At 66.9% G+C, this 24,090-nt stretch carries 17 protein-coding genes and 1 pseudogene; 10 read left to right on the top strand and 8 right to left on the bottom strand.

The annotated features are described in order from the left end of the window. Positions 1-211: 211 nt before the first annotated feature. Genes AC1DE3_RS09150 through AC1DE3_RS09140 form a run of 3 tightly spaced genes read right to left on the bottom strand, consistent with a single transcriptional unit; the run spans position 212 to position 6,046 of the window. Positions 212-3,733, bottom strand: a complete 3,522-nt coding sequence (locus tag AC1DE3_RS09150) for an error-prone DNA polymerase (RefSeq protein ID WP_476852319.1) — start codon at positions 3,731-3,733, stop codon at positions 212-214. Beyond that, positions 3,730-5,274 (bottom strand): Y-family DNA polymerase, encoded by a 1,545-nt coding sequence (locus AC1DE3_RS09145; protein WP_441511289.1) that lies wholly within the window; start codon positions 5,272-5,274, stop codon positions 3,730-3,732. Before AC1DE3_RS09145 ends, AC1DE3_RS09150 begins: the two co-directional genes overlap by 4 nt. Next, on the bottom strand, positions 5,180-6,046 hold the full coding sequence (locus AC1DE3_RS09140) for an ImuA family protein (protein WP_441511288.1): 867 nt from the start codon (positions 6,044-6,046) through the stop codon (positions 5,180-5,182). The genes AC1DE3_RS09145 and AC1DE3_RS09140 overlap by 95 nt, the downstream gene beginning before the upstream one ends. 198 nt (positions 6,047-6,244) lie before the next feature. On the opposite strand from AC1DE3_RS09140, the gene AC1DE3_RS09135 reads away from it, so the two are divergent. The 10 genes and pseudogenes from AC1DE3_RS09135 (at position 6,245) to AC1DE3_RS09090 (ending at position 18,081) form a co-directional block, all read left to right on the top strand. Then, positions 6,245-7,690, top strand: coding sequence for a phospholipase D-like domain-containing protein (locus tag AC1DE3_RS09135; RefSeq protein ID WP_441511287.1), 1,446 nt, complete (start codon positions 6,245-6,247; stop codon positions 7,688-7,690). Between the two features lie 88 nt (positions 7,691-7,778). Beyond that, a pseudogene (locus AC1DE3_RS09130) lies at positions 7,779-8,573 on the top strand (endonuclease/exonuclease/phosphatase family protein); the annotation flags it as partial. A gap of 358 nt (positions 8,574-8,931) precedes the next feature. Further along, positions 8,932-9,480, top strand: coding sequence for a chromate transporter (locus AC1DE3_RS09125; RefSeq protein WP_441511286.1), 549 nt, complete (start codon positions 8,932-8,934; stop codon positions 9,478-9,480). Positions 9,481-9,487: 7 nt separating this feature from the next. Next, positions 9,488-10,024 carry a chromate transporter gene (locus AC1DE3_RS09120; protein ID WP_476852318.1) on the top strand — a complete coding sequence of 179 codons (537 nt, stop codon included), beginning with the start codon at positions 9,488-9,490 and terminating at the stop codon, positions 10,022-10,024. An 81-nt stretch (positions 10,025-10,105) separates the two neighbouring features. Continuing rightward, entirely contained in the window at positions 10,106-10,816 is a 711-nt protein-coding gene (locus AC1DE3_RS09115) for a GntR family transcriptional regulator (protein WP_441511284.1), read from the top strand. Between the two features lie 121 nt (positions 10,817-10,937). After that, positions 10,938-11,900, top strand: a complete 963-nt coding sequence (locus AC1DE3_RS09110; RefSeq protein ID WP_476779683.1) for a dihydrodipicolinate synthase family protein — start codon at positions 10,938-10,940, stop codon at positions 11,898-11,900. Positions 11,901-11,979: 79 nt separating this feature from the next. Beyond that, positions 11,980-12,981: a 4-hydroxyproline epimerase gene (locus AC1DE3_RS09105; protein ID WP_441511282.1), complete on the top strand. Its 1,002-nt coding sequence runs from the start codon at positions 11,980-11,982 to the stop codon at positions 12,979-12,981. A gap of 169 nt (positions 12,982-13,150) precedes the next feature. After that, positions 13,151-13,720: a TetR/AcrR family transcriptional regulator gene (locus AC1DE3_RS09100; RefSeq protein WP_476852317.1), complete on the top strand. Its 570-nt coding sequence runs from the start codon at positions 13,151-13,153 to the stop codon at positions 13,718-13,720. A 40-nt stretch (positions 13,721-13,760) separates the two neighbouring features. Then, positions 13,761-14,942 (top strand): efflux RND transporter periplasmic adaptor subunit, encoded by a 1,182-nt coding sequence (locus AC1DE3_RS09095; RefSeq protein ID WP_441511280.1) that lies wholly within the window; start codon positions 13,761-13,763, stop codon positions 14,940-14,942. Between the two features lie 4 nt (positions 14,943-14,946). Further along, on the top strand, positions 14,947-18,081 hold the full coding sequence (locus tag AC1DE3_RS09090) for a multidrug efflux RND transporter permease subunit (RefSeq protein ID WP_441511279.1): 3,135 nt from the start codon (positions 14,947-14,949) through the stop codon (positions 18,079-18,081). Positions 18,082-18,097: 16 nt separating this feature from the next. Here AC1DE3_RS09090 and AC1DE3_RS09085 read toward each other — a convergent pair whose 3' ends face one another. The 5 genes from AC1DE3_RS09085 to AC1DE3_RS09065 all read right to left on the bottom strand — a co-directional run bounded on the left by AC1DE3_RS09085 (position 18,098) and on the right by AC1DE3_RS09065 (position 24,053). Further along, the gene (locus tag AC1DE3_RS09085; RefSeq protein ID WP_441511278.1) at positions 18,098-19,276 is read right to left on the bottom strand and encodes a Gfo/Idh/MocA family protein; all 1,179 of its coding nucleotides are present in this window, start codon (positions 19,274-19,276) and stop codon (positions 18,098-18,100) included. 68 nt (positions 19,277-19,344) lie between these two features. Continuing rightward, complete coding sequence (locus AC1DE3_RS09080; protein WP_441511277.1) at positions 19,345-20,310, bottom strand: substrate-binding domain-containing protein; 966 nt, start codon at positions 20,308-20,310, stop codon at positions 19,345-19,347. Positions 20,311-20,336: 26 nt separating this feature from the next. Beyond that, a complete protein-coding gene (locus AC1DE3_RS09075; RefSeq protein ID WP_441511276.1) occupies positions 20,337-21,353 on the bottom strand; it encodes an ABC transporter permease in 1,017 nt (338 codons plus the stop codon). Continuing rightward, positions 21,340-22,860 (bottom strand): sugar ABC transporter ATP-binding protein, encoded by a 1,521-nt coding sequence (locus AC1DE3_RS09070; RefSeq protein ID WP_441511275.1) that lies wholly within the window; start codon positions 22,858-22,860, stop codon positions 21,340-21,342. The genes AC1DE3_RS09075 and AC1DE3_RS09070 overlap by 14 nt, the downstream gene beginning before the upstream one ends. After that, complete coding sequence (locus AC1DE3_RS09065; RefSeq protein ID WP_441511274.1) at positions 22,857-24,053, bottom strand: ROK family protein; 1,197 nt, start codon at positions 24,051-24,053, stop codon at positions 22,857-22,859. The genes AC1DE3_RS09070 and AC1DE3_RS09065 overlap by 4 nt, the downstream gene beginning before the upstream one ends. Positions 24,054-24,090 lie beyond the last annotated feature (37 nt).

Genomic DNA, 24,090 nt, shown 5'->3' with positions numbered 1-24,090 from the left:
GCTTTTAGCCATCGCTCTGCCGCGCCACCTGTTCGGTAAATCGAACAGACGACTTATACCCGCAGGTCCCAAAGCTCAATTCACATGCAGTAGCGGGTTTTTTCTTATTTCACTTTCAGAGGAGAAGATTGTTTTAACGAACGCAATACCTCCCCGAACGGGTACTACGACGACGATCCGAACGAGGCGAAACAAACGAATGCTCGTCCTCTCAATGGAAATCCCGCGATTTCGGCAGAATGCGCACATTTCGCGGATGGCGGTGGCGCGGCAGCGGCGGGTTCTTCAGCTCGTCGACGGGCATGGGAATCTCGGCACGATGCGTGTCCGACAGCGAGAGCAGATCGGCCGAGCGATCGATAATGCGCTGGGCCATGAGGTGGATCACCCCCTCGACGCTCTTCTGCACCCTGCCCTCGACCAGCATCAGCCGCGCGCCCATGACCTCGCGACGGAAACGCTCGAACAACCGCGCCCAGATCACGACATTGGCGATGCCGGTCTCGTCCTCCAGCGTGCCGAAGATGGCGTTGCCATTGCCCGGACGCTGGCGCACCAGCACGATTCCGGCCGTGCGGGCGAAGGCGGCGTCGGGCTTCGCGTTGGTCTCGGCGCAGCTCAGGATGCCCTCGCGGCGGAAGCGCGGGCGCAAAAGCTGCATCGGATGCCCCTTCAGCGAGAGCCGGACGGTCTGATAATCGGCGACGATGTGCTCGGCGAGCGGCATGACAGGCAGAGCCACCGTCGGCTCCTGCCCCAGCTCGCGCGCCTGCGCCGCCTGGAACAGCGGCAGAGCCGCGTCGTCCGGCAGGCGGCGCACGGCCCAGAGCGCCTCGCGCCGGTCCAGTCCGAGCGAGCGGAAGGCGTCGGCATCGGCGAGCAGGCGCATGGCGCGGGCAGGCAGAGCGGCCCGGCGCATGAGGTCCTCGACGTCGCGATAGGCGCCACCCGCTTCTCGTGCTTCCGCGATGGCTTTGCCCCAATCCTCCTTGAAGCCGTCGATCTGGCGGAAGCCGAGGCGCAGGGCGAAGGAGTGTTTCTCCTTCGGTTCGCCCGCCCCCTTTTGAGTGCAGGAACCGGGAGAACCCCTCACCCTGCCCTCTCCCTCCGGGAGAAGGTTCCCCGCGCTTTTTTCGGCGAGGTGGCCCGGATGAGAGCTATCGGCTCCGATTACCGATTGCCCATCGTCGGCTTCCTCCAGCCCGTTGTCCCAACAGCTGGAATTGACATCGACAGGATGCGGCTCGACGCCGCCGTTCTCCTGCGCCTCCCGGACGATCTGGGCCGGGGCGTAGAAGCCCATAGGCTGCGAGTTCAGCAACGCGCAGGCGAAAGCGGCCGGGTGATGCTTCTTCAGATAGGAGGAGATGTAGACCAGCTTGGCGAAGGAAGCTGCGTGGCTCTCCGGGAAGCCGTAGCTGCCGAAGCCCTTGATCTGCTCGAAGCAGCGCTGGGCGAAATCGCGCTCATAGCCGCGATCGACCATCCGTCCCACCATCAGATCTTCGTAATTGCCGATGGTGCCATCGTTGCGAAAAGTCGCCATCGCCTTGCGCAGGCCGTTGGCTTCGATGTCGGAGAATTTGGCGGCTACCATGGCGAGGCGCATCGCCTGCTCCTGGAAGAGCGGGACGCCTTCGGTCTTCTTGAGCACTTCGTAGAGCTCGTCCGGAGGACCATGCTCCGGTGCGGGCGAGGGATAGGTCACCTTCTCGATGCCCGCCCGCCGCTTCAGATAGGGATGGACCATGTCGCCCTGGATCGGGCCGGGCCGGACGATCGCGACCTGAATCACGAGATCGTAGAATTTTCGCGGCTTGAGGCGCGGCAGCATGTTCATCTGGGCGCGACTCTCGACTTGGAAGACGCCCAGCGACTTGCCTTCGCAGAGCATGTCATAGGTGCCTTCGTCGCCATCCGTGAAATCGGCGAGTTGATAGGGTTTTCCGTCGTGGCCTGCGATCAGCTCGAACGCTTTGCGGATGCAGGTCAGCATGCCCAAGGCCAGCACATCGACCTTCATCAGCTTGAGCTCGTCGATGTCGTCGCGGTCCCATTCGATGAAGGTGCGGTCCGCCATCGCAGCGTTGCCGATCGGCACGGTTTCGTCGAGGCGCCCGCGCGACAAGACGAAGCCGCCGACATGCTGCGAGAGATGGCGAGGAAAATGCAGTAGCCGCACCGCGAAGTCGACGGCGCGGCGGATCGTCGGATTCGTCGGATCGAGCCCGGCCTGACGAACACGGGCATCGCCGATCTCCGTGCCCCAGCTTCCCCATTGCGTGTCGGCAAGGCGGGCGGTGATGTCCTCTGTCAGCCCCAGCACCTTGCCGACTTCGCGGATGGCGCTGCGCGGCCGGTAATGGATCACGGTGGCGGCGATGCCGGCGCGGTGGCGGCCATAGAATTTATAGATCCACTGGATCACCTCCTCCCGCCGCTCATGCTCGAAATCGACGTCGATATCGGGCGGCTCCTTGCGCTCGGTCGAAATGAAGCGTTCGAACAGCACGTCGTTGTCGGCCGGATCGACCGCGGTGATGCCGAGCACGTAGCAGACGGCGGAATTGGCGGCCGAGCCGCGGCCCTGGCAGAGGATGCCTTTGCTCTCCGCGAATTCGACGATCTGGCGGATGGTCAGGAAATAGCGGGCGTATTCGAGCTTCCCGATCAGGTCGAGTTCCTTCGCCAGCAAGCCCTGAACCTTATCCGGAACGCCATCCGGATAGCGGATCAGGCAGCATCGGCGAACCAGTTCCACCAGCCAGTCCTGATCCTTCCACCCGGGCGGGATCGGCTCGTCGGGATACTCGTATTTCAGCTGGCCGAGATCGAACTCGACGCGGGAGAAGAGGGCTTGCGTCTCGGCGATGGCCTCGGGTGCGTCACGGAAGAGGCGGGCCATTTCCTGCGGCAGCTTGAGATGACGCTCGGCATTGAATTCGAGCAGGCGCCCGGCACGCTCGATGGTGACGCCCTCGCGGATGCAGCTGAGTACGTCCTGCAGATCACGCTGTTCGATGGAATCGTAAAGCGCGTCATTGGTCGCGATCAGCGGGGTGCGGGTCGCGGCGGCGATGGCCTTGAGACGCGCGAGGCGGCGGCGGTCGTCGCCGCGCCGGTGCATGCTGGCACCGAGCCAGACCGCGCCGGGTGCGGCATCGTCGAGCTGCGCGAGCAGTTCCGGCAGGCCGTCAAGGCGCTGCGCCGGCATCAGGATCAGCAGCAGGTCGCGGGCATCATTCAGGAGATCATCGATGACGAGGCGGCATTCTCCCTTCTTCACGCCTTCCTTGCGATTGCCATGGCTGAGCAGCCTGCAGAGGCGCCCCCAACCCTCGCGATTGGCCGGATAGACGACGATGTCGGGCGTGCCGTCGGCGAAGACGAGGCGGGTGCCGGTCGCGAGCTTGAAGCTCTCCGCCATCGCCTTCATCTGCTCGGGGGTGAAGGGCACCTCCGCGAAGGCCGGGTTCTCAATCCAGACATACTCGCCCGGGCAACCGCCCTCGCGCACCTTTTCCGGCGCCGGCAAGCCGTCCTCACGCAGATGCTTCAGCGCGGCCCAGGCACGCACGACGCCCGCCACCGTGTTGCGATCGGCGATGCCGATACCGGCATATCCAAGCAGCAGCGCCGTCAGCACCATATTCGGCCCCGGCGAGGCGCCGCGCAGGAAAGAAAAATTCGTTGCCGCAACGGGTTCGGCGAAGGGGCTCGCAATCTGATTCATGCGAAGAGCCCGTGCAGGAACCAGCGCGGCGGCGCGCTGTCGGCTTCGTAGAAGCCGGTGCGATAAAGCCAGAACCGCCGGCCCTGCGCATCCTCGACGCGGTAATAGTCGCGCATCGGCTCGTCGCTGCCGTCGCGCCACCATTCGGGGGCGATGCGCTCGGGACCTTCGGCGCGGGCGACGTCATGGGTGAGACGCCGCCAGCGGAAGCGGATCGGGGGGCCGTCCGGCACTTCCGCGATGGCCTCGACCGGCTGTGGCGGCTCGAAGAGCTGGAGCGGGCGGGCCGGCGGCTCCGCCGGCTCGGGTTCGGGCCAGGGCGCTTGCGACAGCGGCGCGGCGGCCGAGAGCGCTTTTGCCGCACGAACGGGATGGTGCGTGTCCTGCGCCGCGAAGCGCAGCACCCGGTCACGGCCGAAGCGGGTGACGAGCCGGTCGACGAGATCAGCCACGGCCTCCTCCTCGACGGCGCGGCCATCGAGGCTGTGTTGCGGCGTGTTCAGCGGTTCGCAGACCGGCACGGCGAGCTTGATCGCATCGAAGCCGAAACCGGGATCGAGCGGATCGGCCAGCGCCTCGATACGCTCGCGATAGAGCCGGAGCAGCGCCTTGGCATCGCGCGAGGGCCGGCCGGTCTCGATGGCGAGACGGCGGACAGCGCCGTCGCTGCGGAAGAAGGCGATCTCGAAGACGCGCCCGCCTTCGCCGCGCGCCTCCAGCACCCGCGCGGCTTCCCCGATCAGGCGGGTGACCTCGGCCTCGAGGCTCGCAGTATCGGCGAAGGGCTCGGCGAAATGGCGCTCGACCACGCAATCGGGCGGCGGACGCAGCGGCACGATGCGCCTATCCTCGTGGCCGAGGATGCGCCGGAGCTTCATCGCCAACCCCTCGCCGAAGCGGGCGGAGAGGGTTTCCGAGGGGCGCTCCGCGAGATCGGCCAGCCTCTTCAAGCCGGCGCGGGAGAGCGCGATCACGGTCTCCGCTTCGGCCTCCAGCGCCGCGACCGGCAGCGGTCGCAGCGCCGCTTCATCCTGCCCCGGCGGGATAATGCCTCCCCGTGCGAAGCGGGCGCAGGCGCGGGCGGCATCGGGCGTGCCGGCGATGGCGGCTTTCAGGCTCAAGCCCATCCGGTCCATCACCCGCCGCACAAGGCCGACCATCCCCTCCTCGCCACCGAAGAGATGGGCGCAGCCGGTGATGTCGAGCATGAGACCATGCGGCTCATCGAGCGCGGCCAGGGGCGTGAAGCGGTCGCAGAAGGCAGCGAGCGCTTCTAGAAACTGGCGGTCCGCCTGCGGCTCGGCCTCCAGCGCGACGAGATCGGGGATACGGGCGCGGGCATCAGCCAGCGTCAGGCCGCGGGCCAGACCGAGATCGAGAGCACGCCGGTCACAATCGACCAGGCGCAGCGCGTTGTGCTGCGTCTCGACCAGGACATACGGCTTCTCAGCCGGCGCGCCGAAGGCCGGAATCGCGCCCGTCCGCCGCAACCTGTCCGTCGCCAGGAAGGGGAACCAGAGGGCGAGATAGCGGCGCGGCATGGTCTGTCCGGGAAGCCAGTCTGTCGGATCGGTCGAAAAGGCTGCGTTCCGCGAAAGATCGTCGATCACGGTCCCACTCCACACGCCACTCACGTTCCGCCGCGCCGCCGCGCTGGCGCAGCAATCTCAAGGCGAAGGCCGGGGCACCCGGGGCATTGGCCTCCAGCGCCCGCGAGGCGAGCGTCCGGACCTGCCAGCGCGTGCGCGCCGCGCTCGGCGCCTCGGCCGCCGCCACCCGCAGCAGCAGAACCGGGACGCCCGAGCCTTCGGCCGCCAAGACGAGGCGGCGGCTCGCCGTCAGGTCGAAGGAGCGCGGCTCCCCCCAGGGCTCGATCAGCACGGCGCCGAGCGCCGGGCAGCGCGCCGCCTCGGCACCGGCCCGCAGCACGCTTTCGCCGTCGCGCGCCCGCACCAGCAGGAGGCGCGCCGGGTCGAGGCCGAGTTCGTTGAGCCCCGGCGCGTGCAGCCGGCCCGCCTCGGCATCGACGAAATCCTGCCGTGCCCAAAGGATCGGCCGTTCAGCAGCCTTTTCCTCCGCTGCCCCCGCCCTCAAAGCGAGTCCGAGCGCGAAGCCGGTCGCGGCGGCGAGATCGGCAATCTCGGCGGCGTAGACCTCGTGCAGTGCCGCCCGCGCGAGACCGCCATTCAGGGTCTCGTCCAGCGAAGCCACGCCCAGGCCGATCCGCGCCTGCGAAGCCGGCCCGGCGCGTAGGGCCCCTTCGGCAAGGCTGCGGCGCAGATCGGCCAAGGTCAAGGTAGTGGTTACGGGCATGGCAATAAGGTAACTGTTCTCTCTTTGTTCCTTTATAAGCCTCTCCCCGGCGGAAGGCGAGTCCGGTCTCGCCGCCCTCCCTCCCATCCCTGACGCGTGATGACAGCGAATGGGGCGCACCGTCTTCCTGGCGATCGGGACGCCCCCTCCAAACCGCCGCCATGGCGAACCGGCCGCCCACGCGCTAGCTTCACGGGCATGTGGGGGATTCTCCAAGCCTATTGGCCGCATATCCTTGCCGCCATCTCCATCGTGATGGCGGCCGTCGCAGGCGCGCATGCGGTGATGACGAAGGACGAAGTGCGCGCCGCCATCGGCTGGACCGGCGTCATCATCCTTTCGCCGATCGTCGGCCCCCTTCTCTATGCGATTGCGGGCGTGAACCGGATCCGACGCGCCACGATCCTGGCGCAACGGCCCGGCCATGGTCGACCCGGAACGCACTTCCACGCCAGCGACAAGGTGGTCGGGGCGCGGTTCGGGCAGCGCTTCGCGGCGCTCAAGACTTTGGGCGACCGCGTCGCCCGCCATCCTCTGACCACCGGCAACAGCATCGAAACCCTGCGAAGCGGCGACGAAGCCTACAGCGCCATGCTTGCCGCCATCGGGGCGGCCGAGCGCAGCGTCATCCTCGAGAGCTACATCTTCGACCGCGACCCTATCGGCCTGCGCATCGCCGATGCGCTGATCGCCGCGCATCGGCGCGGGATCGCGGTGCGCGTGCTGATCGATGCGGTCGGCGCCCGCTATTCGGTGCCAAGCATCGCCGGCCATCTGCGCGAGGGCGGCGTCGCGGTCGACGTGTTCAACGGCAACATCATCATGGGCCTCAGGCTGCCCTACGCCAATCTGCGGACGCACAGGAAGATCATCGTCGTCGACGGGACCGTCGCCTTCATGGGCGGCATGAACATCCGCCAGGGCTTCACCCGCGAGTTCGCAGGAGACGCCTATGCCCATGACACGCATTTCCGCCTGACCGGGCCCATCGTCGCCGATCTCTTCATGGTCGCGGCGGAGGACTGGCGCTTCGCCTCCGGCGAGGCGCTCGAAGGCCCGGCATGGGACATCACCTTGCCTGCCGCCAGCGAACTCGCCGCGCTCGTGCGGGCCGTTCCGTCCGGCCCGGACAGCTATCTGGAGACCAATCACAAGCTCTTGATGGGCGCACTTTCGGTCGCGCGGCGCTCCGTCAGGATCATGTCGCCCTATTTCCTGCCGGATCAGGAATTGATCAGCGCGCTCGTCACGGCGGCGCGGCGCGGCGTCGATATCGACATCATCGTCCCCTCCGTCAACAATCTGGTGCTGGTCGACAGGGCGATGACTGCGCAATTCGACCAGATTCTCAAGAATTACTGCCGAATCTGGCGCTCGACCGGCCCGTTCGACCATTCCAAGCTCTTCGTCGTCGATGGTTGCTGGGCCTATGTCGGCTCCTCGAACCTCGACCCCCGTTCGCTCAGGCTGAATTTCGAGATCGATATCGAAGTGCTCGACCATGATTTCGCCGGCGGAATTGCCGAGCGCGTCGAGGCCGTGATGGCGCAGGCGACACCTGTCACGCTTGCCGGCCTGCGCGCACGCCCTTATGTCTTGCGTCTGATGGACAGGTTGATCTGGCTCGGCTCTCCCTATCTTTGAGCCGAAACGGTCAACGCCCTGACGCGATGGATATGCAAAGCTTCGTCCTGTTCGATTCGAGCGGGCCAAAGCCTCAAACGGCAGAGCGATGCAGAAGAAGAGCCCGAGCCTGCGCGCCAGCATCATCGCCTCGCTCCGCCAGCGGAAGAACCGCGATGAAGCGCCCAGGCATGGGCCGGGCGAGCGGCCGGCAGGCACGCTCATCGCCTCCTACAACGTCCACAAATGCGTCGGCGTCGACGGTCGCTTCGATCCCGGCCGCATCGCGCAGGTGATCCGCGAGATCGCCCCCGACATCATCGCCCTGCAGGAGGCCGACAAGCGTTTCGGCGCCCGCCACGGCCTGCTCGACCTCGCGAGGCTGAAGGAGGAGACGGGCCTCATCCCGGTCCCCATCGAGAGCGCCAACGCCGCCGCCCATGGCTGGCACGGCAATGTCGTGCTGTTCAGGCAGGGGCTGGTGCGGGACGTCCATCAGGTCTCCCTGCCCGGGCTCGAACCACGCGGCGCGCTGGTCGTCGACCTCGATCTGGAGGGCGGCAGGGAGGTGCGCATCGTCGCCGCCCATCTCGGCCTGCTGCGCCGTTCGCGCTCGCAGCAGGCTCGCATGCTCCTCGACGTGATGAGGAACCGCGACGAGCGCCCCACGCTCCTGCTCGGGGACCTCAATGAATGGCGCCTCGGCGACCGTTCGTCGCTCAAGGAGCTCGGGCCCACTTTCGGCGCGCTGCCGATGCCCGTACCCAGCTTTCCCTCGGGCCTGCCGCTGCTCGCGCTCGACCGCATCATCGCCAACCGGCCGGAGATGCTGTCCGACGTCACGGTCCACGATACGCCGCTGGCGCGCATCGCCTCCGACCACCTGCCGATCAAGGCCATCCTCGGCCCGAGCAGCCCGAGCCTCGCGAGCCTCCCGCTGCCAGCTGTCGCGCTCGGGCCCGCGGCCAGCCCGGCTGCCGCGATCATCGGCTTTCGCAACGGCGCCGCGCCGACCGGGCCGGAGGGCACGGCTTTGCCGATCTCGGAGCTTCCGGACGGAAGCGAAGGCAGCAACCGGGCGCTCGTGCGCAAGGCGGGCGACCGGCTGAAGCGCGCGGTCAAGCGCACCCTGCGCCGGGCTTGACCTACCCTCTCCAAAGCTTTCCCGGCCCTGCGTCATGGCGCGCATGCGTCCCGACGCTGGCAACATCCGACAAATACTGCTTTCTGGCCCTCTCAGCAGCCAGATGGCCTGGAATCACATGCCGAACGCCTTGGCCGAGCGCCCGAGCGCGCTGCAACTCTTCCTGATCTTCGCGCGGATCGGGCTGACCAGCTTCGGCGGCGGCCTGAGCGGCTGGATGCTGCGGGAATTCGTGCAGCGGCGCCGGCTGATGAGCGAGGAGGATTTCCTCAACGGGCTCTCGATCGCGCAGGCGCTCCCCGGCGTCAACGTCACCAATATGGCGATCTGGATCGGCTACAAGCTCGGCGGCCGCAGCGGGGCGATCGCCTGCTGGCTCGGCATCGTGGTGCCGGCAGCGATCGTCATCGTGCTGATCGGCACGGTCTTCTCGTCGCTCGGCGGCTATGCCGTCACCCATGTGGCGCTCGGCGGCGCCGCCTCGGCCGCGATCGGCCTCTCGCTGGCGATGGGATTGACGGCGGCGCGGCGCGTACCGCGCCGGGTTTTTCCGCTCGCGATCATGGCCGCGACCTTCTTTGCCGTCGCCATCCTGAAATGGCCGCTGCTCTGGACCGTGCTCGCCGCCGGTTCGCTGAGTGTCGCCGTAACCTATTATCGGGGCTGAGCACCGGATGCCCAATCTGCCGYTCAGCATCCTCGTGGTCTTCCTGCCGCTCTCGCTGGTGACGATCGGCGGCGGCCAAAGCGCCATCGCCGACATGCACCGCCAGATCGTCGACGTGCATCACTGGTTGAGCGCCACGCAATTCGTCGATGCCTTCGCCATCGCGCGGCTGGCGCCGGGGCCCGGCTCGCTCCTGGCGACGCTGATCGGCTGGCAGATCGCCGGGTTCTGGGGCGCGCTGGCCGCGACCGTCGGCATCTTCGGCCCGACCGCCTTCCTCATCTACGGCGTGGCCCATATCTGGTCGCGCTATGAGGGCGCAAGGCTGCTGCGCGCACTCGAGAAGGGGCTGCGTCCCGTCGCGGCCGGGATGATCCTGGCCGCCAGCTATGTGCTGATCCAATCGCTCGACGGAGGCTGGCTCGCACGCGGCACCGCGCTCGTCTCGACAGCGCTGCTGATGCTGACGCCGGTCAATCCCCTGCTGCTGATCGCCGGCGGCGCCGGCTGCTTCGTCGGGCTGCATCTGCTGGCGCTGATCTGAAGAAATCGCGGGGTCAGGCGCGTGGTTCGTTGATCGGGTTCCGCTCCTTCACTATCCCTCTTGTCGACAAGAGGTGCGCGAATGAAACCGGCGAAGACGACCACAAACGCAGCGCCCGAGCGCAAACGCGGCTCCGGCGTGAAGCTGGTCTACGATCTGTTACGCGACGAGATTCTCGATCTGGTGCTGCCGCCGGGTAGCCCGATCGACGAAGTGCAGCTCGCCGAGCGGTTCGAGATGTCGCGCACCCCCATCCGCGAGGCTCTCGTGCGGCTCGCCGGCGAAGGGCTGATCGTCACCCTCCCCAATCGCTCGACGATGGTGTCGAACCTCGACTTCCTGAACCTGTCGCCCTTCTTCGACGCGCTGATGCTGATGTACCGGGTGACGACGCAGCTCGCGGCCCAGAACCATCGCCCGGAGGATCTGGACGCGATCCGGGTCCGGCAGGCGGAATTCGCCGGGGCGGTGAGAGCGCAGGACGCGCTCGCAATGATCGCAACGAACGCAGCCTTCCATGCGGCGATCGCCGAAGCCGGCCGCAACCCCTATTTCAACAGCCTCTTCAGCCGGCTTCTCGACGAAGGCCGTCGCTTCCTGCGACTCTACTACCAGTCCTATGACGACCGGCTTCCGCAGCAATTCGTCGACGAACATGAGGACATGATCGCCGCGATCGCCGCGCGGGACATCGTTGCGGCCGAGCGCCTCGGCCGCGCCCATGCCGAGCAGATCATCCAGCAGATCCAGAAGCTTACGGTGGGAGACAAACGGCTGGAGATGACCCTGTAGCGCTTGCTCTTCGTTATTGTCGACAAATAATATGCAACATGCGATAAAGATGCCGGAGAGAGGCCTGTCGCGGCGCGGCACAGCGCTCTCCCCCCAACCACAAAGCCAGCAGGAGAGCGCGATGAAGGCCAAGATTTTCTCGGGCGTGATCCCCGCCCTGATGACGCCTTGCAAGGCGGATCGGACGCCCGATTTCGATGCCTTGGTGCGCAAGGGCAAGGAACTGATCGCAGCCGGCATGTCGGCCGTGGTCTATTGCGGCTCGATGGGTGACTGGCCGCTGCTGACGGATGCGCAGCGCATGGAAGGTGTCGAGCGGCTGGTGAAGGCCGGCATCCCCGTGATCGTCGGCACCGGCGCAGTCAACACGGCCTCGGCCGTCTCGCTTGCGGCCCATGCTCAGAAGGTCGGCGCCCAGGGCTTGATGGTGATCCCGCGCGTGCTCTCACGCGGCACGGTCGTCCTCGCCCAGAAGGCGCATTTCAAGGCGATCCTTTCGGCCGCACCGGATCTGCCGGCGGTGATCTACAACAGCCCCTATTACGGCTTCGCCACCCGGGCCGACCTGTTCTTCGCCCTACGGGCAGAGCATCCGAACCTCGTCGGCTTCAAGGAGTTCGGCGGCCCGGCCGACATGCGCTATGCGGCCGAGAACATCACCAGCCGCGGCGACGACGTCTCGCTGATGATCGGCGTCGATACCGCGGTCTTCCACGGCTATGTGAACTGCGGCGCGACCGGCGCGATCACCGGCATCGGCAATGTCCTGCCGAAGGAGGTGCTGCATCTGTGCAGGCTGTCCGAGGCGGCAGCCCAGGGCGATGCCGAGGCGCGCCAGCGGGCGCTCGAGCTGGAGCAGGCGCTCGCCATCCTCTCCTCCTTCGACGAAGGCCCCGACCTCGTGCTCTATTTCAAGCATCTGATGGTGCTGAAGGGCGACAAGGAATACGCCCTGCACTTCAACGAAACGGATATGCTGACCGAGAGCCAGCGCGGCTACGCCGAAGCGCAGCTCAAGCTGTTCGACAGCTGGTATGCCGCCTGGACGCAGCAGGCCGGCGCCGTGCAGAAATACGCGGCCTGACACGCGAGTACCAACCGAGCGCGCGGCGATGGGGCCAGCCTATCGCCGCGGGCCCAAGGCGCCTCCGGAGACCGGACCTATGGCCAGCTACACCTTCTCCTGCCTCGACGGCCACACCTGCGGCAATCCCGTCCGCCTAGTCTCGGGCGGCGGCCCCAGGCTTGAAGGTGCGAACATGCTGGAGAAGCGCGCGCATTTCCTGCGGGAGTTCGACTGGATCCGCACCGGGCTGATGTTCGAGCCGCGCGGCCACGACATGATGTCCGGCTCGATCCTCTACCCGCCGACCCGGCCCGATTGCGACGTCGCCGTGCTCTTCATCGAGACGTCGGGCTGCCTGCCAATGTGCGGACACGGCACCATCGGCACGATCACCATGGGCATCGAGAACGGGCTGATCACACCGCGCGAGCCCGGCCGGCTCGCAATCGATGCGCCTGCCGGCAAGGTCGATATCACCTATCGCCAGGAGGGCCGCTTCGTCGAAGAGGTGCGGCTGACCAATGTGCCGGGCTTCCTCTACGCCGAGGGGCTGACGGCGGAGGTCGAAGGCCTCGGCGAGATCGTGGTCGACGTCGCCTATGGCGGCAATTTCTATGCGATCGTCGAGCCGCAGAAGAACTTCCGGGACATGGCCGATCACACTGCCGGCGAACTCGTCGGCTGGTCGCCGAAGCTGCGCGCGGCGCTCAACGCGAAATACGAATTCGTCCATCCCGAGCATCCGGAGATTCGGGGCCTCTCCCATATCCAGTGGACCGGCCAGGCGACCAAGCCGGAAGCCCACGCCCGCAACGCGGTGTTCTATGGCGAGAAGGCGATCGACCGGTCGCCCTGCGGCACCGGCACCTCGGCGCGGATGGCCCAGCTCGCCGCCAAGGGCAAGCTCAAGGTCGGGGACGAATTCGTGCATGAGTCTATCATCGGCTCGCTGTTCAAGGGGCGTGTCGAGGCCGCGACGACCGTCGCCAACCGCGAGGCGATCATCCCCTCCATCGCCGGCTGGGCGCGGATGACGGGCATCAACACGATCTTCATCGACGATCGCGATCCCTTCGCCCACGGCTTCGTCGTGAAATGAGCGAATCCCGAGCGCTTTCCGCGACTTAAGCGCAAGCGCCCGCTCCTCTCGAAGTTACGCAATTCAACGCGGGCTGCCGGATGTCAGGCGCGCCCGCCCATCTGGCTCGCCTTGACTCTTCGCGCCCAAATAAATATCCAACCGGTTGGATATTTATGAAAGCCAGATCATGGGCAGGCACAGAACCATCGACCGAGATGCGGTTCTCGACGCGGCGGAACGCGTCGTGATGCGGGCAGGAGCCGCGCATCTGACGCTGGATGCCGTGGCTGCAGAGGCCGGCATCAGCAAGGCCAGCGTCCTCTACGACTACAAGAGCAAGCGCGCGCTGATCGGCACACTCATCGAGCGCCGTGTCGGCAGCGAGGAAAAGCGGATCCAGTCTTTCATCGATGCCGAAATCGGCAAGCCGGATGCGGATATTCGCGGGCGACTGGCCGCCGCCTCGCGCTCGTCCTCGGAAGAGGACCGCGCGGTCGCCCTCAACCTCTGCGTCGCTCTGGCGCAGGATGCCGAGCTGCGCGGCCCCGTGCAGAAGTCTCTGCAGAACACGCTGTCCGCCATCGCCGCATCCTCGACACATCCGCGCGGCGCACTGCTCGCCTTCCTCGCGGTCGAGGGATTGACCCTGCTCGACTGGTTCGGGCTGCTCAGCTTCCCGGAGCCTGAGCGCGACAGGTTGATCGCCGAGATCGGGTGGTTGATCGGGCAGTCGCCGAGCGCGATTCCCCAGACCTGACACGCAAACACTGAACTCATCGAGCGCCGAGCCCGAACCCATGTCTTTCTCGACTTCGACCCTTTCCCGCATCCTCGTCATCGCCCTGCCGCTGTTCGCGGCCGCATGCAGCGAGCAGAAGCAGCCTGCCAAATCGGCCTCCCAGATGCCGCCGGTGACGGTCGGCATCGTCACCGTCGAGCCACAGAACCTGCCGGTGACCAACAACCTGCCGGGGCGCATCGCGCCGACCCGCATCGCCGAGGTGCGCCCACGCGTCACGGGCATCGTCGTCGAGCGCGTGTTCCAGCAGGGCAGCCTCGTCAAGCAAGGCGACGTCCTCTATCGGATCGACCCCGCTCCGTTCCGGGTGCGCGTCGAGAGCGCCGAGGCGACCCTGAAGCGCGCCGAGGCGACGCAGTTGCAGGCCCGCCAGCAATCCGACCGCATCGTCGAGCTGCGCGAGCGCAACGTCGCCAGTGCGCAGCAGCAGGAAAGCGCGGTCGCCGCGCTCGCCCAGGCCGACGCCGATGTCGCGGCAGCGCGAGCGGGTCTCGCAGCGGCGCAGCTCGACCTGCAATATTCGGAGGTCCGCGCCCCGATCAGCGGCCGGATTGGCCGCGCACTGATCACCGAAGGCGCGCTCGTCGGCACCGGCGCCGCCGATATTCTGGCGACGATCCAGCAGCTCGACCCGGTCTACGCAGACTTCACCCAGTCCGCCGGCGAATTGCTGGCGCTGCGCCGCGCTCTCAAGCTTGGTGCGCTGACGAGTTCGAACCCCGGCGCGGCCAATGTCCAGCTGCTGTTCGACAATGGCGAGCGCTATCGCCATTCGGGCAAGCTGCTGTTCTCGGAAGCGACCGTCGATGCGACCACCGGGCAGGTGACGCTGCGCGGTGAGTTCCCTAACCCGGAGGGCGACCTCCTGCCCGGCATGTATGTCCGCGTCGAGATCGAGCAGGGCGTGCAGAGCAACGCCATCGCCGTGCCGCAGCAGGCGATCCAGCGCGACGGCCGCGGGCAGGCGCAGCTCTACATCCTCAAGCAGGACGGCACGCTGGAGCTGCGGTCGGTCCGTGCCGGCCGGACGCTGGAGAACCGGCAGGTGATCGATGACGGGCTCAAGCCCGGCGAGCAGGTCGTCGTCGAGGGTTTCCAGAAGATCCGCCCGGGCGCGACGTTTACCGGTGCGCCCTGGCAGGCGGCCGCCCCGGCCAAGGCCGCCGGCAAGCAGAGCTGATACGATGCCGAGCTTCTTCATCGACAGGCCGATCTTCGCCTGGGTCGTCGCGATCTTCATCATGCTCGGCGGGGTCATCACGATCCCGATGCTGCCGATCGCGCAGTATCCGAACGTCGCGCCGCCACAGATCACGATCAGCACAAACTATCCCGGCGCCTCGCCGGAGGACATCTACCAGAGCGTCACGCGACCGGTGGAAGAGGAGCTGAACGGCGTCCCCGGCCTGCTCTATTTCGAGTCCACATCGGAGGCGAATGGCCGCATCAACCTGACCGTCACCTTCGCGCCTGGCACCAAGATCGGCGAGGCGCAGGTCGAGGTGCAGAACCGGATCAGCCGCGTCGAGCCGCGCCTGCCGCGCTCGGTCGTGCAGCAGGGCCTGCGCGTCGAGCAGGCTGGCACGAGCTTCCTGCTGCTGGTGACGCTGACCTCGGAAGACGGCCGTGTCGATGCCGTCGGCCTCGGCGATTATCTCAGCCGCAACGTCCTCGGCGAGATTCGGCGCGTCTCCGGCGTCGGCAGCGCGACTTTGTTCGCGACCCAGCGCTCGATGCGCATCTGGATGGATGCGGAGAAGCTGCTCGGCCTGAAGCTGACGGCGAATGACGTCATCGCTGCCGTGCAGGCACAGAATGCGCAGGTCGCGGCCGGCCGCGTCGGCGCCCAGCCAAACCCGATCGGCACGCAGCTTTCGGCCACGGTTCTGGTCCGTGGCCAGCTCACCACGCCCGAGGAATTCGGGTCGATCGTGCTGCGCGCCAACACGGACGGCTCCTCCGTCCGGCTGCGCGATGTCGCGCGGGTCGAGGTCGGCGGCGAGTCCTACAATTTCTCCACCCGCCTAAACGGCCAGCCGAGCGCGGCCATCGGCGTGCAGCTCTCGCCGACCGGCAATGCACTGGCCACCGCGACGGCGGTACGCGCCAAGATGGACGAGCTCGCCCGCTTCTTTCCCGCCGGGCTCAAGCACGAGATCCCTTACGACACATCGCCGTTCGTGAAGGTCTCGATCGAGAAGGTGATGCACACGCTGCTCGAGGCGATGGTGCTCGTCTTCGTCGTGATGTTCCTGTTCCTGCAGAACTTCCGCTACACGGTGATCCCGACGCTGGTCGTGCCGGTGGCTCTGCTCGGCACCTGCGCCGTGATGTTCGCCGCCGGCTTCTCGATCAACGTGCTGACCATGTTCGCGATGGTGCTGGCGATCGGCATCCTCGTCGACGATGCCATCGTCGTGGTCGAGAATGTCGAGCGCATCATGGCCGAGGAAGGGCTGCCGCCGAAGGAGGCGACCCGCAAGGCGATGGGCCAGATCAGCGGCGCGATCATCGGCATCACGCTGGTGCTGACGGCTGTGTTCGTGCCGATGGCGTTCTTCCCCGGCGCGGTCGGCATCATCTACCAGCAGTTCAGCCTGACGATGGTGGTCTCGATCCTGTTCTCGGGCTTCCTGGCGCTGACACTGACGCCCGCACTCTGCGCCACCTTCCTGAAGCCGATCGCCAAGGGCGGTCATCACGAGAAGAAGGGCTTCTTCGGCTGGTTCAACCGTAGCTTCGATCGCGCGACCCATCGCTATGCCGGCGCCGTCGGCGCGATCACGCGCAAGCCCGGCCGCTACATGGTGATCTATCTCGCACTGCTCGCCGGCCTCGGCTGGGGCTTCCTGCGCCTGCCTTCGGCCTTCCTGCCGAACGAGGACCAGGGCTATCTGCTCGTCGACATCCAGGCCCCGCCGGAAGCCAGCGCCAATCGCACCCTCGAGGTTCTCCAGCAGGTCGAGAAGATCGTACTGGCCGAGCCCGCCGTCTCCCGCATGGTCGGCATCTCCGGATACAGCTTCGCCGGAGCCGGCGAGAACGCGGCGCTCGCCTTCATCACCCTGAAGGACTGGAGCGAGCGCGGCCCGAGTGATTCCGCCGCGGCGATCGCGCAGCGCATCAACGGCAAGATGTTCCAAATCAAGGACGCGCAGACTTTCGCGCTCTCGCCTCCGCCGATCTCGGGCCTCGGCAATTCGACCGGCTTCAGCTTCCGCCTGCAGGATCGCGGCGGCCTCGGCCAGGAGGCGCTGTCGGCGGCGCGTACGCAGTTGCTCAACGCCGCCACGCAGAGCCCCGTGCTGGCGGGAGTGCGCGTCGAGGGCCTGGCCGACGCGGCCCAGGTCAACCTGATCATCGACCGCGAGAAGGCGAACACTTTCGGCGTCGCCTTCGCCGACATCAACGCCACGATCTCGGCGAATCTCGGCTCCTCCTATGTCAACGACTTCCCGAATGCCGGCCGCATGCAGCGCGTGACCGTGCAGGCCGAGGCGAGTCAGCGCATGCAGGCGGCCGATCTCCTGCGCCTCAACGTCCGCAACGTGCATGGCGGCATGGTGCCCTTCTCCGCCTTCGCTACGGTCGAATGGCAGAAGGGCCCGACCCAGGTCGTCGGCTACAACGGCTATCCCGCCGTGCGCATCGCCGGGCAGGCGGCGCCGGGCTATTCGTCAGGTGCGGCGATCGCCGAGATGGAGCGGCTGGCGCGCGACCTGCCACAGGGTTTCGGCTATGAATGGACCGGCCAGTCGTTGCAGGAGATCCAGTCGGGATCGCAGGCGCCCTTCCTGATCGGGCTCAGCATCCTGTTCGTTTTCCTGCTGCTCGCGGCGCTCTATGAGAGCTGGTCGATCCCCATTGCAGTGATGATGGTGGTGCCGCTCGGCGTCATCGGCTCGGTCGCGGCGGTGACGCTCAGGGGCATGCCCAACGACGTCTACTTCATGGTCGGCCTGATCGCGATCATCGGCCTCTCGGCCAAGAACGCGATCCTGATCATCGAGTTCGCCAAGGATCTCCATGCCGAGGGCAAGCCGCTGCTGGAGGCGACTACCGAGGCCGCCCGGCTGCGCTTCCGCCCGATCCTGATGACCTCGCTCGCCTTCACCCTCGGTGTCGTGCCGCTGGCGATCGCTTCCGGCGCGAGCGCCGCGAGCCAGAACGCCATTGGCACCGGCGTGCTCGGGGGGATGATCTCGGCCACGATCCTCGCGGTCTTCCTCGTCCCGGCCTTCTTCGTCTTCGTGATGAAGCTGTTCAAGCCGAAGGAGCACTCCAAGCCGATGCCGCTGGAAGTCGCAGAGCAGAAATAAGAGCCGGGGCGGCTTTTCAGCCGCCCTTCGGCCCTTCCAGGCGCAGCCAGCAGTGCTCTGACGAAGAGGCGACGGCGCACTCGATGAAGCGGACGCCGCGGGCGCCATCGACCACGGTGGGGTAGTCGGCATCCAACGCATCGGCCACGCGGCCTGCCTGATGGGCGCGGATATCGGCGAAGATGCCGCGATAGATGTTGGCGAAGGCCTCGATGAAGCCTTCCGGGTGACCGGGCGGAATCCGCCCTGCCCGGCGCGCCGCTTCACACAGCCAGGGCGTGGCGCGCGTCAGGATCTGCGTCGGGCCGTCCTGGCGGTGGTGGACGAGCCGGTTCGGCTCCTCCTGCCGCCATTCCAGCGTTCCGAGCTCGCCCGAGACACGCAGCCGCAGGTCATTCTCGAGCCCGGCATTGATCTGCGAGGCGATAAGCACACCTCGCGCGCCTCCGGCGAAGCGCAGCAGGATACTCGCGTCATCATCCAGCGCGCGGCCGGGCACGAGCGCGCCGAGATCGGCGACGAGTTCCTCGATCGCCAGACCCGTGACGGCCGAGACGAGGTTTTCGGCATGCGAGCCGATATCGCCCAGCGCTCCGGCGATGCCGCTGCGGGCGGGATCGGTGCGCCACCCGGCCTGCTTGTTGCCGGTCTTCTCCAGCGCGCTGGCGAGCCAGCCCTGATTGTACTCGACCACGACCTTGCGGACGGCGCCGAGCGCGCCCGAGCGCACCATCTCGCGCGCCTGCCTGATCATCGGGTAGCCGGTGTAATTGTAGGTCACGCCGAAGACCGTGCCGACCGCCTCGACCGTCTCGACCAACGCATCGGCCTGGGCGCTGGTATGAACCAACGGCTTGTCGCAGACGACGTTGAAGCCGGCCTCTGCAAAAGCGTGCGCAATCGGGAAATGGCTGTCGGTCGGCGTGACGATGACGACGGCATCGACACGGGCCTCCAGCGGGCGCTCCAACTCCGCTTCGAGCAGCGCCTGCCAGCTTGGATGGTTGTTCATATCGCTCAGGCCGAGCGCACGCCCGGAGGCCAGGGCCTTCTCCGGCGTCGAGGACAACGCACCGGCCGTCAGCTCCGCCTCTCCGTCGAGGGCGATGGCATGGCGGTGCACGGCGCCGATGAAGGCGCCGTGACCGCCGCCGACCATGGCGTAGCGCAGCCGGGGGGGGAATGCGTCGGTCATCGGCCTGTCCATGCGTGAATCTGGCGGCCGCTCCGCGGACGGAGCGGCCGGGAAGAGCCCTCAGCGCCTCAGAACGGCGAGTCGGGGAAGTAGAAGTCCTTGGCGTTGCTCTTGTCGATCAGCACCGAGGGGATGATCGTGGTCGCCGGCAGCTTCTCGCCCTTCAGCCGCGCCTCGGCCGTCAGCTTGATCGCGTCGTAGATGAATTTCGGCGAATAGCTGACATTGGCCTGGATGCGCGGGTCCTTGTTGTCGAGGATGACCTTGACCATGTCCTTGGCGCCGGCACCGCCGAAGATCACCTTGATATCCTTGCGGTTAGCCTGGTCGATGGCGCGGATCGCGCCGAACGCCATGTCGTCATCCGCCGCCCAGAAGGCGTCGATGTCCTTGAAGCGCGTCAGGAAGTCCTGCGTGACCTTGTAGGCGTCGTCGCGGTTCCAGTTGGCGAACTTGGCATCGAGCAGCTTGATGTCGGGGTTGTTCTTCAACACGCTGTTGAAGGCGTCCATGCGCTCGGTGTCGAGCGTGGTCGGGATGCCGCGAAGCGCGACGACCGTGCCCTTCCCGTTCAGCGTCTTGGCGATGTACTCGGCCGGGATCTTGCCGAAGGCGGTGTTGTCACCCGCGACATAGGCGTCCTGGGCGGAGGTATCGGTGAGGCCGCGGTCGACCACCGTCACATAGGCGCCCTTCGCCTTCACATTGGCGACCGGCCGGGTCAGCGCCGCCGACTCGAAGGGGAAGACGACGAGCGCGTTGATCTTGTTGACCGTGCTGAGATCCTGGAGCTGGTTGGCCTGCTCGGTCGCGTTGGCCGCCGTGCGGATCGTGATCTTGAGGTCCTTGTGCTTGGCCTCGAGATCCTTCTTCGCCTGGTTTGCCCAGTAGTTGATGCCGCCCATGAAGCTGTGCGTCGCGGCGGGAATGGAAACGCCGAGATTGACGGGCTCGGCGGCGGCACTCGTCGCCGCGAAGGCGAGGCCCGCTGCGGTAGCGGCGAGCAAGAGGCTGCGTCTGGTCTGCATGGACATCGCTTCTCTCCCTGTGTGGCCAACCTTCAGCGGCGGCCTTTCTGCAAAAACGCGACAGTGATGATGACGAAGCCCTGCACGGCAGCGTTGAGATAGACGCTGATCAGGCTCGTCAGATTGAGAATATTGCCGATCACCGAGAGCAGGATCGCGCCGACGACCGTGCCGGTGATGCTGCCCTGTCCGCCCTTCAGCGCGGCACCGCCGACGATAACGGAAGCGATCGCCTCCAGTTCCCAGAGCAGGCCCGTGGTCGGTGATGCCGAGCCTAGACGCGGCACGTAGAGCAGCGTGGCGATACCGACGCAGATACCGAGCAGCATGTAGGTGAGGATCTTGACCCGCTCGACATCGACAGCCGCATAGCGGGCAACGGTCTCGTTGGAGCCGATCGCCTGGACATGGCGGCCATAGACCGTCTTGTTCAGGATCAGCGCCCCGACCACGGCGACCAGCAGGAAGACGATGACGGGGACGGGCACGCCGGCCAGGCTGCCGTAATAGACCGGGGCGTAGATGTCGGCGAGGCTGTTCTCCAGCGTCAGCGCGCCGCCATCGGCGAAATAGGTCAGATATGCGCGGAAGATGCCGAGCGTGCCGAGCGTGACGATGAAGGGCTCGATGCGGCCCTTGGCGATCAGCACGCCATGAATCAGGCCGAAGACGGCTCCGAGCAGCACCGCGAGCATCGCCCCGCAGAGGACCGCGAGCACAGGCGATCCCAGCGCGCCCGCCGCCCAGTTGATGAACATGATGACGCAGCCAGCGATCAGCGCCGCCATCGAGCCAACCGACAGGTCGATGCCCCCGAGGATGATGACGAAGCACATGCCCACCGCGATGATGCCGATAAAGGCGGTGCGGGTGAGCACGTTCAAGCCATTGTCGAGCGTGGCGAAGTCGCCGTTGAGCAGCGCACCCAGACCGCAGAGCAGGATCAGGCCGACGATCGGGCCAATGCTGGCGATGCGCTCGGCGAGTGGGGTTCCCGCCTCCCGGCGCGCTGCCGCCGGCCCGGCCTGCAAGGTCTCAGGCTGCGACATGGCGCGCTCCCGTTGCATAGGCGATCATGGTCTCTTCGGTGAGTTCGTCGCCACCCACCACCGTCACGAGCCGGCCCTCGCGCATGATCGCGACGCGATGGGCTAGCCCGATCAACTCGATCAGCTCGGACGAGATGACGATGACGGCAAGTCCCTGGGCCGCCAGCCTCTGGATCAGGAAATAGATTTCGCGCTTGGCGCCGACATCGACGCCGCGCGTCGGCTCGTCCAGCACCAGCACCTTCGGCTGCGGATGCAGCACCTTGGCGAGCGCCAGCTTCTGCTGGTTGCCGCCGGAAAGGGAGGCGGCGCGAGCCTCCAGCGAGCCAGCGCGGATGCCGAACTCGGCGACGGCGCCCTTCAGCGCGTCACGCTCGGCGCCCTGATCGAGCCAGGGCCGGGAATAGCGTTCCAGCGCCATCAGCGTCAGGTTGGGGCCTAGCGGCAAGGCGGTGTGCAGCCCCTTTCCCTTGCGGTCCTCGCTCAGATAGGTGAGCCCGTTGCGAGCGGCGTCGCGCGGCGAGCGCAGCGCGACCGGCTTGCCGCCGAGCCGGATCGCGCCACTGCCCGGCCTCAGGCCCATGAGGCCTTCGAACAGCTCGGTGCGGCCGGCGCCGACCAGCCCGGCGAAGCCGAGGATCTCGCCCGGCCGCACGGCAAAGGAAATATCCTGCGCCCAGCCCGGGACCGTGAAGCCCGCGACCTGCAGCGCCGGAGCTGCCGCCGCCTCCGGCTCTACCTTGTCGGGGAAGAGATCGGCGATCTCGCGGCCGACCATCATCGTCGCCATGTCGTGGCGGGTGAGCGAGGCAGTGGACGCGCGGCCGACCAGCCGGCCGTCCCGCATCACCACCACTTCGTCGGTAATGCGCTCGACCTCGTCGAGCTTGTGCGAGATGTAGACGATGGTGACGCCCTGCGCCTTCATCCGCTCGATCAACCCGAAAAGGCGCGCCACTTCCGAGGGCGTCAGCGTCGCGGTCGGCTCATCCATGATGAGGAAGCGCGCCTTGCGCGACAGGGCCTTGGCGATCTCGACAAGCTGCTTCTCGGCAACGATCAGGCGACGCACCGGCTCGTCCGGATCGCGGGCGAGGCCGACCTCCGAGAGCGCCGCCTGTGCTTCGCGGTGCATGGCGCGTTCGTCGAGGAACCAGCGCTTGCGGCGCTCATGCCCGAGGAAGATGTTGCCGGCGATCGTCAGATCCTCGGCGAGGTTGAATTCCTGATGGATCAGCACGATGCCGCGCGCCTCGGCGTCGCGGGAGCCGGAGAAGGAAACGGGCTCGCCATCGATCAGCACCCGGCCTTCGCTCGGCTGCTCATAGCCCGCGAGGATCTTCATAAGGGTGGACTTGCCGGCGCCGTTCTCGCCGAGCAGCCCGCAGACGCGGCCGGGCTCGAGGACAAAGGAGACGCCATGCAGGACCTGGACCGACCCAAAACGCTTCACGATCCCGTCGAAAGCGACGGAGAGGCCCGCTCGCTTCTGCGGCGCTTCGCTCATGCCGGGCTCCCGCTGCGCAAGGCTTCGCGCATGGCGAGCACGCCCGCGCCGATCAGGCCCGTCTCGGAGCCGAGCGGCGCGGCGGTGATCTCGAGATGGCGGGTCGAGAGGGCGAGCGAACGCTGGTTCACGCTCTGCCGGATCGCGGCAAGGAACATCGGGCCGATGGCCGCGACGCCACCGCCGATGAAGATGTGGGACGGGTTGTAGAAATTGACGAGCGCCGCCAGCACCTGCCCGATCAGCCGGCCGGAACGACGCACGATCGCATCGGCCTCGGCATCGCCGGCACGGGACGCCGCGCCGACATCGACCGCCTCCACCCTGCCCATCTCGGCGAGCTTCGCGGCGAGCGCCGGGCTGCGCCCGCTCTTGGCCGCCTCCATCGCCATCGCAACGATGGCGGGCGCAGCCGCCATGGCCTCGACGCAGCCGCGATTGCCGCAGCGGCACAAAGGCCCCTCCGGATCGGCGCAGATATGACCGATGTCGCCGGCCGAGCCGGTGGCGCCGCGATAGAGCTCGCCATGGCAGACGATGCCGCAGCCGATGCCGGTGCCAACCTTGATCACCAGGAAATTGTCGATCTGCTTGCGCTGCCGCCAGAGCACGCCGAGCGCCATGAGATTCACGTCGTTGTCGACGAAGACGGGGGCAGCGGTGATTTCGCGCAGATCGTCGCGGATGGCGTAGCTGTCCCAGCCGGGCATGAGCGGCGGATTGACGAGCTGGCCGATGGCGAAGTTGACCGGGCCGGGCACGCCGATGCCGATGGCGAGGACGCGGTCCGGCGCGATGCCGTTCTGCGCGAGCATCGCCGGCAGCAGGCTGCGCAGCCGAGCCATGATCGGGCCGGGCCCGGCGCCGACATCGGCTTCCTGGGAATGGCGCGCGATGATCGAAAGGTCCGGCTGAAGCAGCGCCACGTCGAGGCTGGTCGCGCCGATATCGACGCCGACGAGGACGCCGATGCGGCCATTGACCCGCAGCGTCTCGGGGCGGCGCCCGCCGGTCGAATGCTGAAACCCGGCTTCGTCGAGCAAGCCCTGATCGAGCAGCCCCGCCGCCAGCGCATTGGTCTTGCTGCGCGAGAATTGCAGAGCATCGGCCAAAGCATAGCGCGCAACGCCGCCCGACCAGAAGGTCGCTTCGAGCAGCGCGAGCTCGTCCGGGCTCAACCTGTGCCAGGGCAAGGCGATGGCCGTCCTCCCTATCCATTCGATCTTGTCG

The organism is Allobosea sp. 10L417 (assembly GCF_056395485.1).
The sequence above is the reverse complement of the archived record's forward strand: the minus strand, read 5'-3'. Positions and strand labels throughout refer to the sequence as shown.

What these genes read in the sequence shown, in the direction of transcription:
- AC1DE3_RS09150 (WP_476852319.1), bottom strand. Translation starts at nt 3,733, where the DNA reads ATGAATCAGATTGCGAGCCCCTTCGCCGAACCCGTTGCGGCAACGAAT.
- AC1DE3_RS09145 (WP_441511289.1), bottom strand. Translation starts at nt 5,274, where the DNA reads ATGCCGCGCCGCTATCTCGCCCTCTGGTTCCCCTTCCTGGCGACGGAC.
- AC1DE3_RS09140 (WP_441511288.1), bottom strand. Translation starts at nt 6,046, where the DNA reads ATGCCCGTAACCACTACCTTGACCTTGGCCGATCTGCGCCGCAGCCTT.
- AC1DE3_RS09135 (WP_441511287.1), top strand. Translation starts at nt 6,245, where the DNA reads ATGTGGGGGATTCTCCAAGCCTATTGGCCGCATATCCTTGCCGCCATC.
- AC1DE3_RS09125 (WP_441511286.1), top strand. Translation starts at nt 8,932, where the DNA reads ATGCCGAACGCCTTGGCCGAGCGCCCGAGCGCGCTGCAACTCTTCCTG.
- AC1DE3_RS09115 (WP_441511284.1), top strand. Translation starts at nt 10,106, where the DNA reads ATGAAACCGGCGAAGACGACCACAAACGCAGCGCCCGAGCGCAAACGC.
- AC1DE3_RS09110 (WP_476779683.1), top strand. Translation starts at nt 10,938, where the DNA reads ATGAAGGCCAAGATTTTCTCGGGCGTGATCCCCGCCCTGATGACGCCT.
- AC1DE3_RS09105 (WP_441511282.1), top strand. Translation starts at nt 11,980, where the DNA reads ATGGCCAGCTACACCTTCTCCTGCCTCGACGGCCACACCTGCGGCAAT.
- AC1DE3_RS09100 (WP_476852317.1), top strand. Translation starts at nt 13,151, where the DNA reads ATGGGCAGGCACAGAACCATCGACCGAGATGCGGTTCTCGACGCGGCG.
- AC1DE3_RS09095 (WP_441511280.1), top strand. Translation starts at nt 13,761, where the DNA reads ATGTCTTTCTCGACTTCGACCCTTTCCCGCATCCTCGTCATCGCCCTG.
- AC1DE3_RS09090 (WP_441511279.1), top strand. Translation starts at nt 14,947, where the DNA reads ATGCCGAGCTTCTTCATCGACAGGCCGATCTTCGCCTGGGTCGTCGCG.
- AC1DE3_RS09085 (WP_441511278.1), bottom strand. Translation starts at nt 19,276, where the DNA reads ATGACCGACGCATTCCCCCCCCGGCTGCGCTACGCCATGGTCGGCGGC.
- AC1DE3_RS09080 (WP_441511277.1), bottom strand. Translation starts at nt 20,310, where the DNA reads ATGTCCATGCAGACCAGACGCAGCCTCTTGCTCGCCGCTACCGCAGCG.
- AC1DE3_RS09075 (WP_441511276.1), bottom strand. Translation starts at nt 21,353, where the DNA reads ATGTCGCAGCCTGAGACCTTGCAGGCCGGGCCGGCGGCAGCGCGCCGG.
- AC1DE3_RS09070 (WP_441511275.1), bottom strand. Translation starts at nt 22,860, where the DNA reads ATGAGCGAAGCGCCGCAGAAGCGAGCGGGCCTCTCCGTCGCTTTCGAC.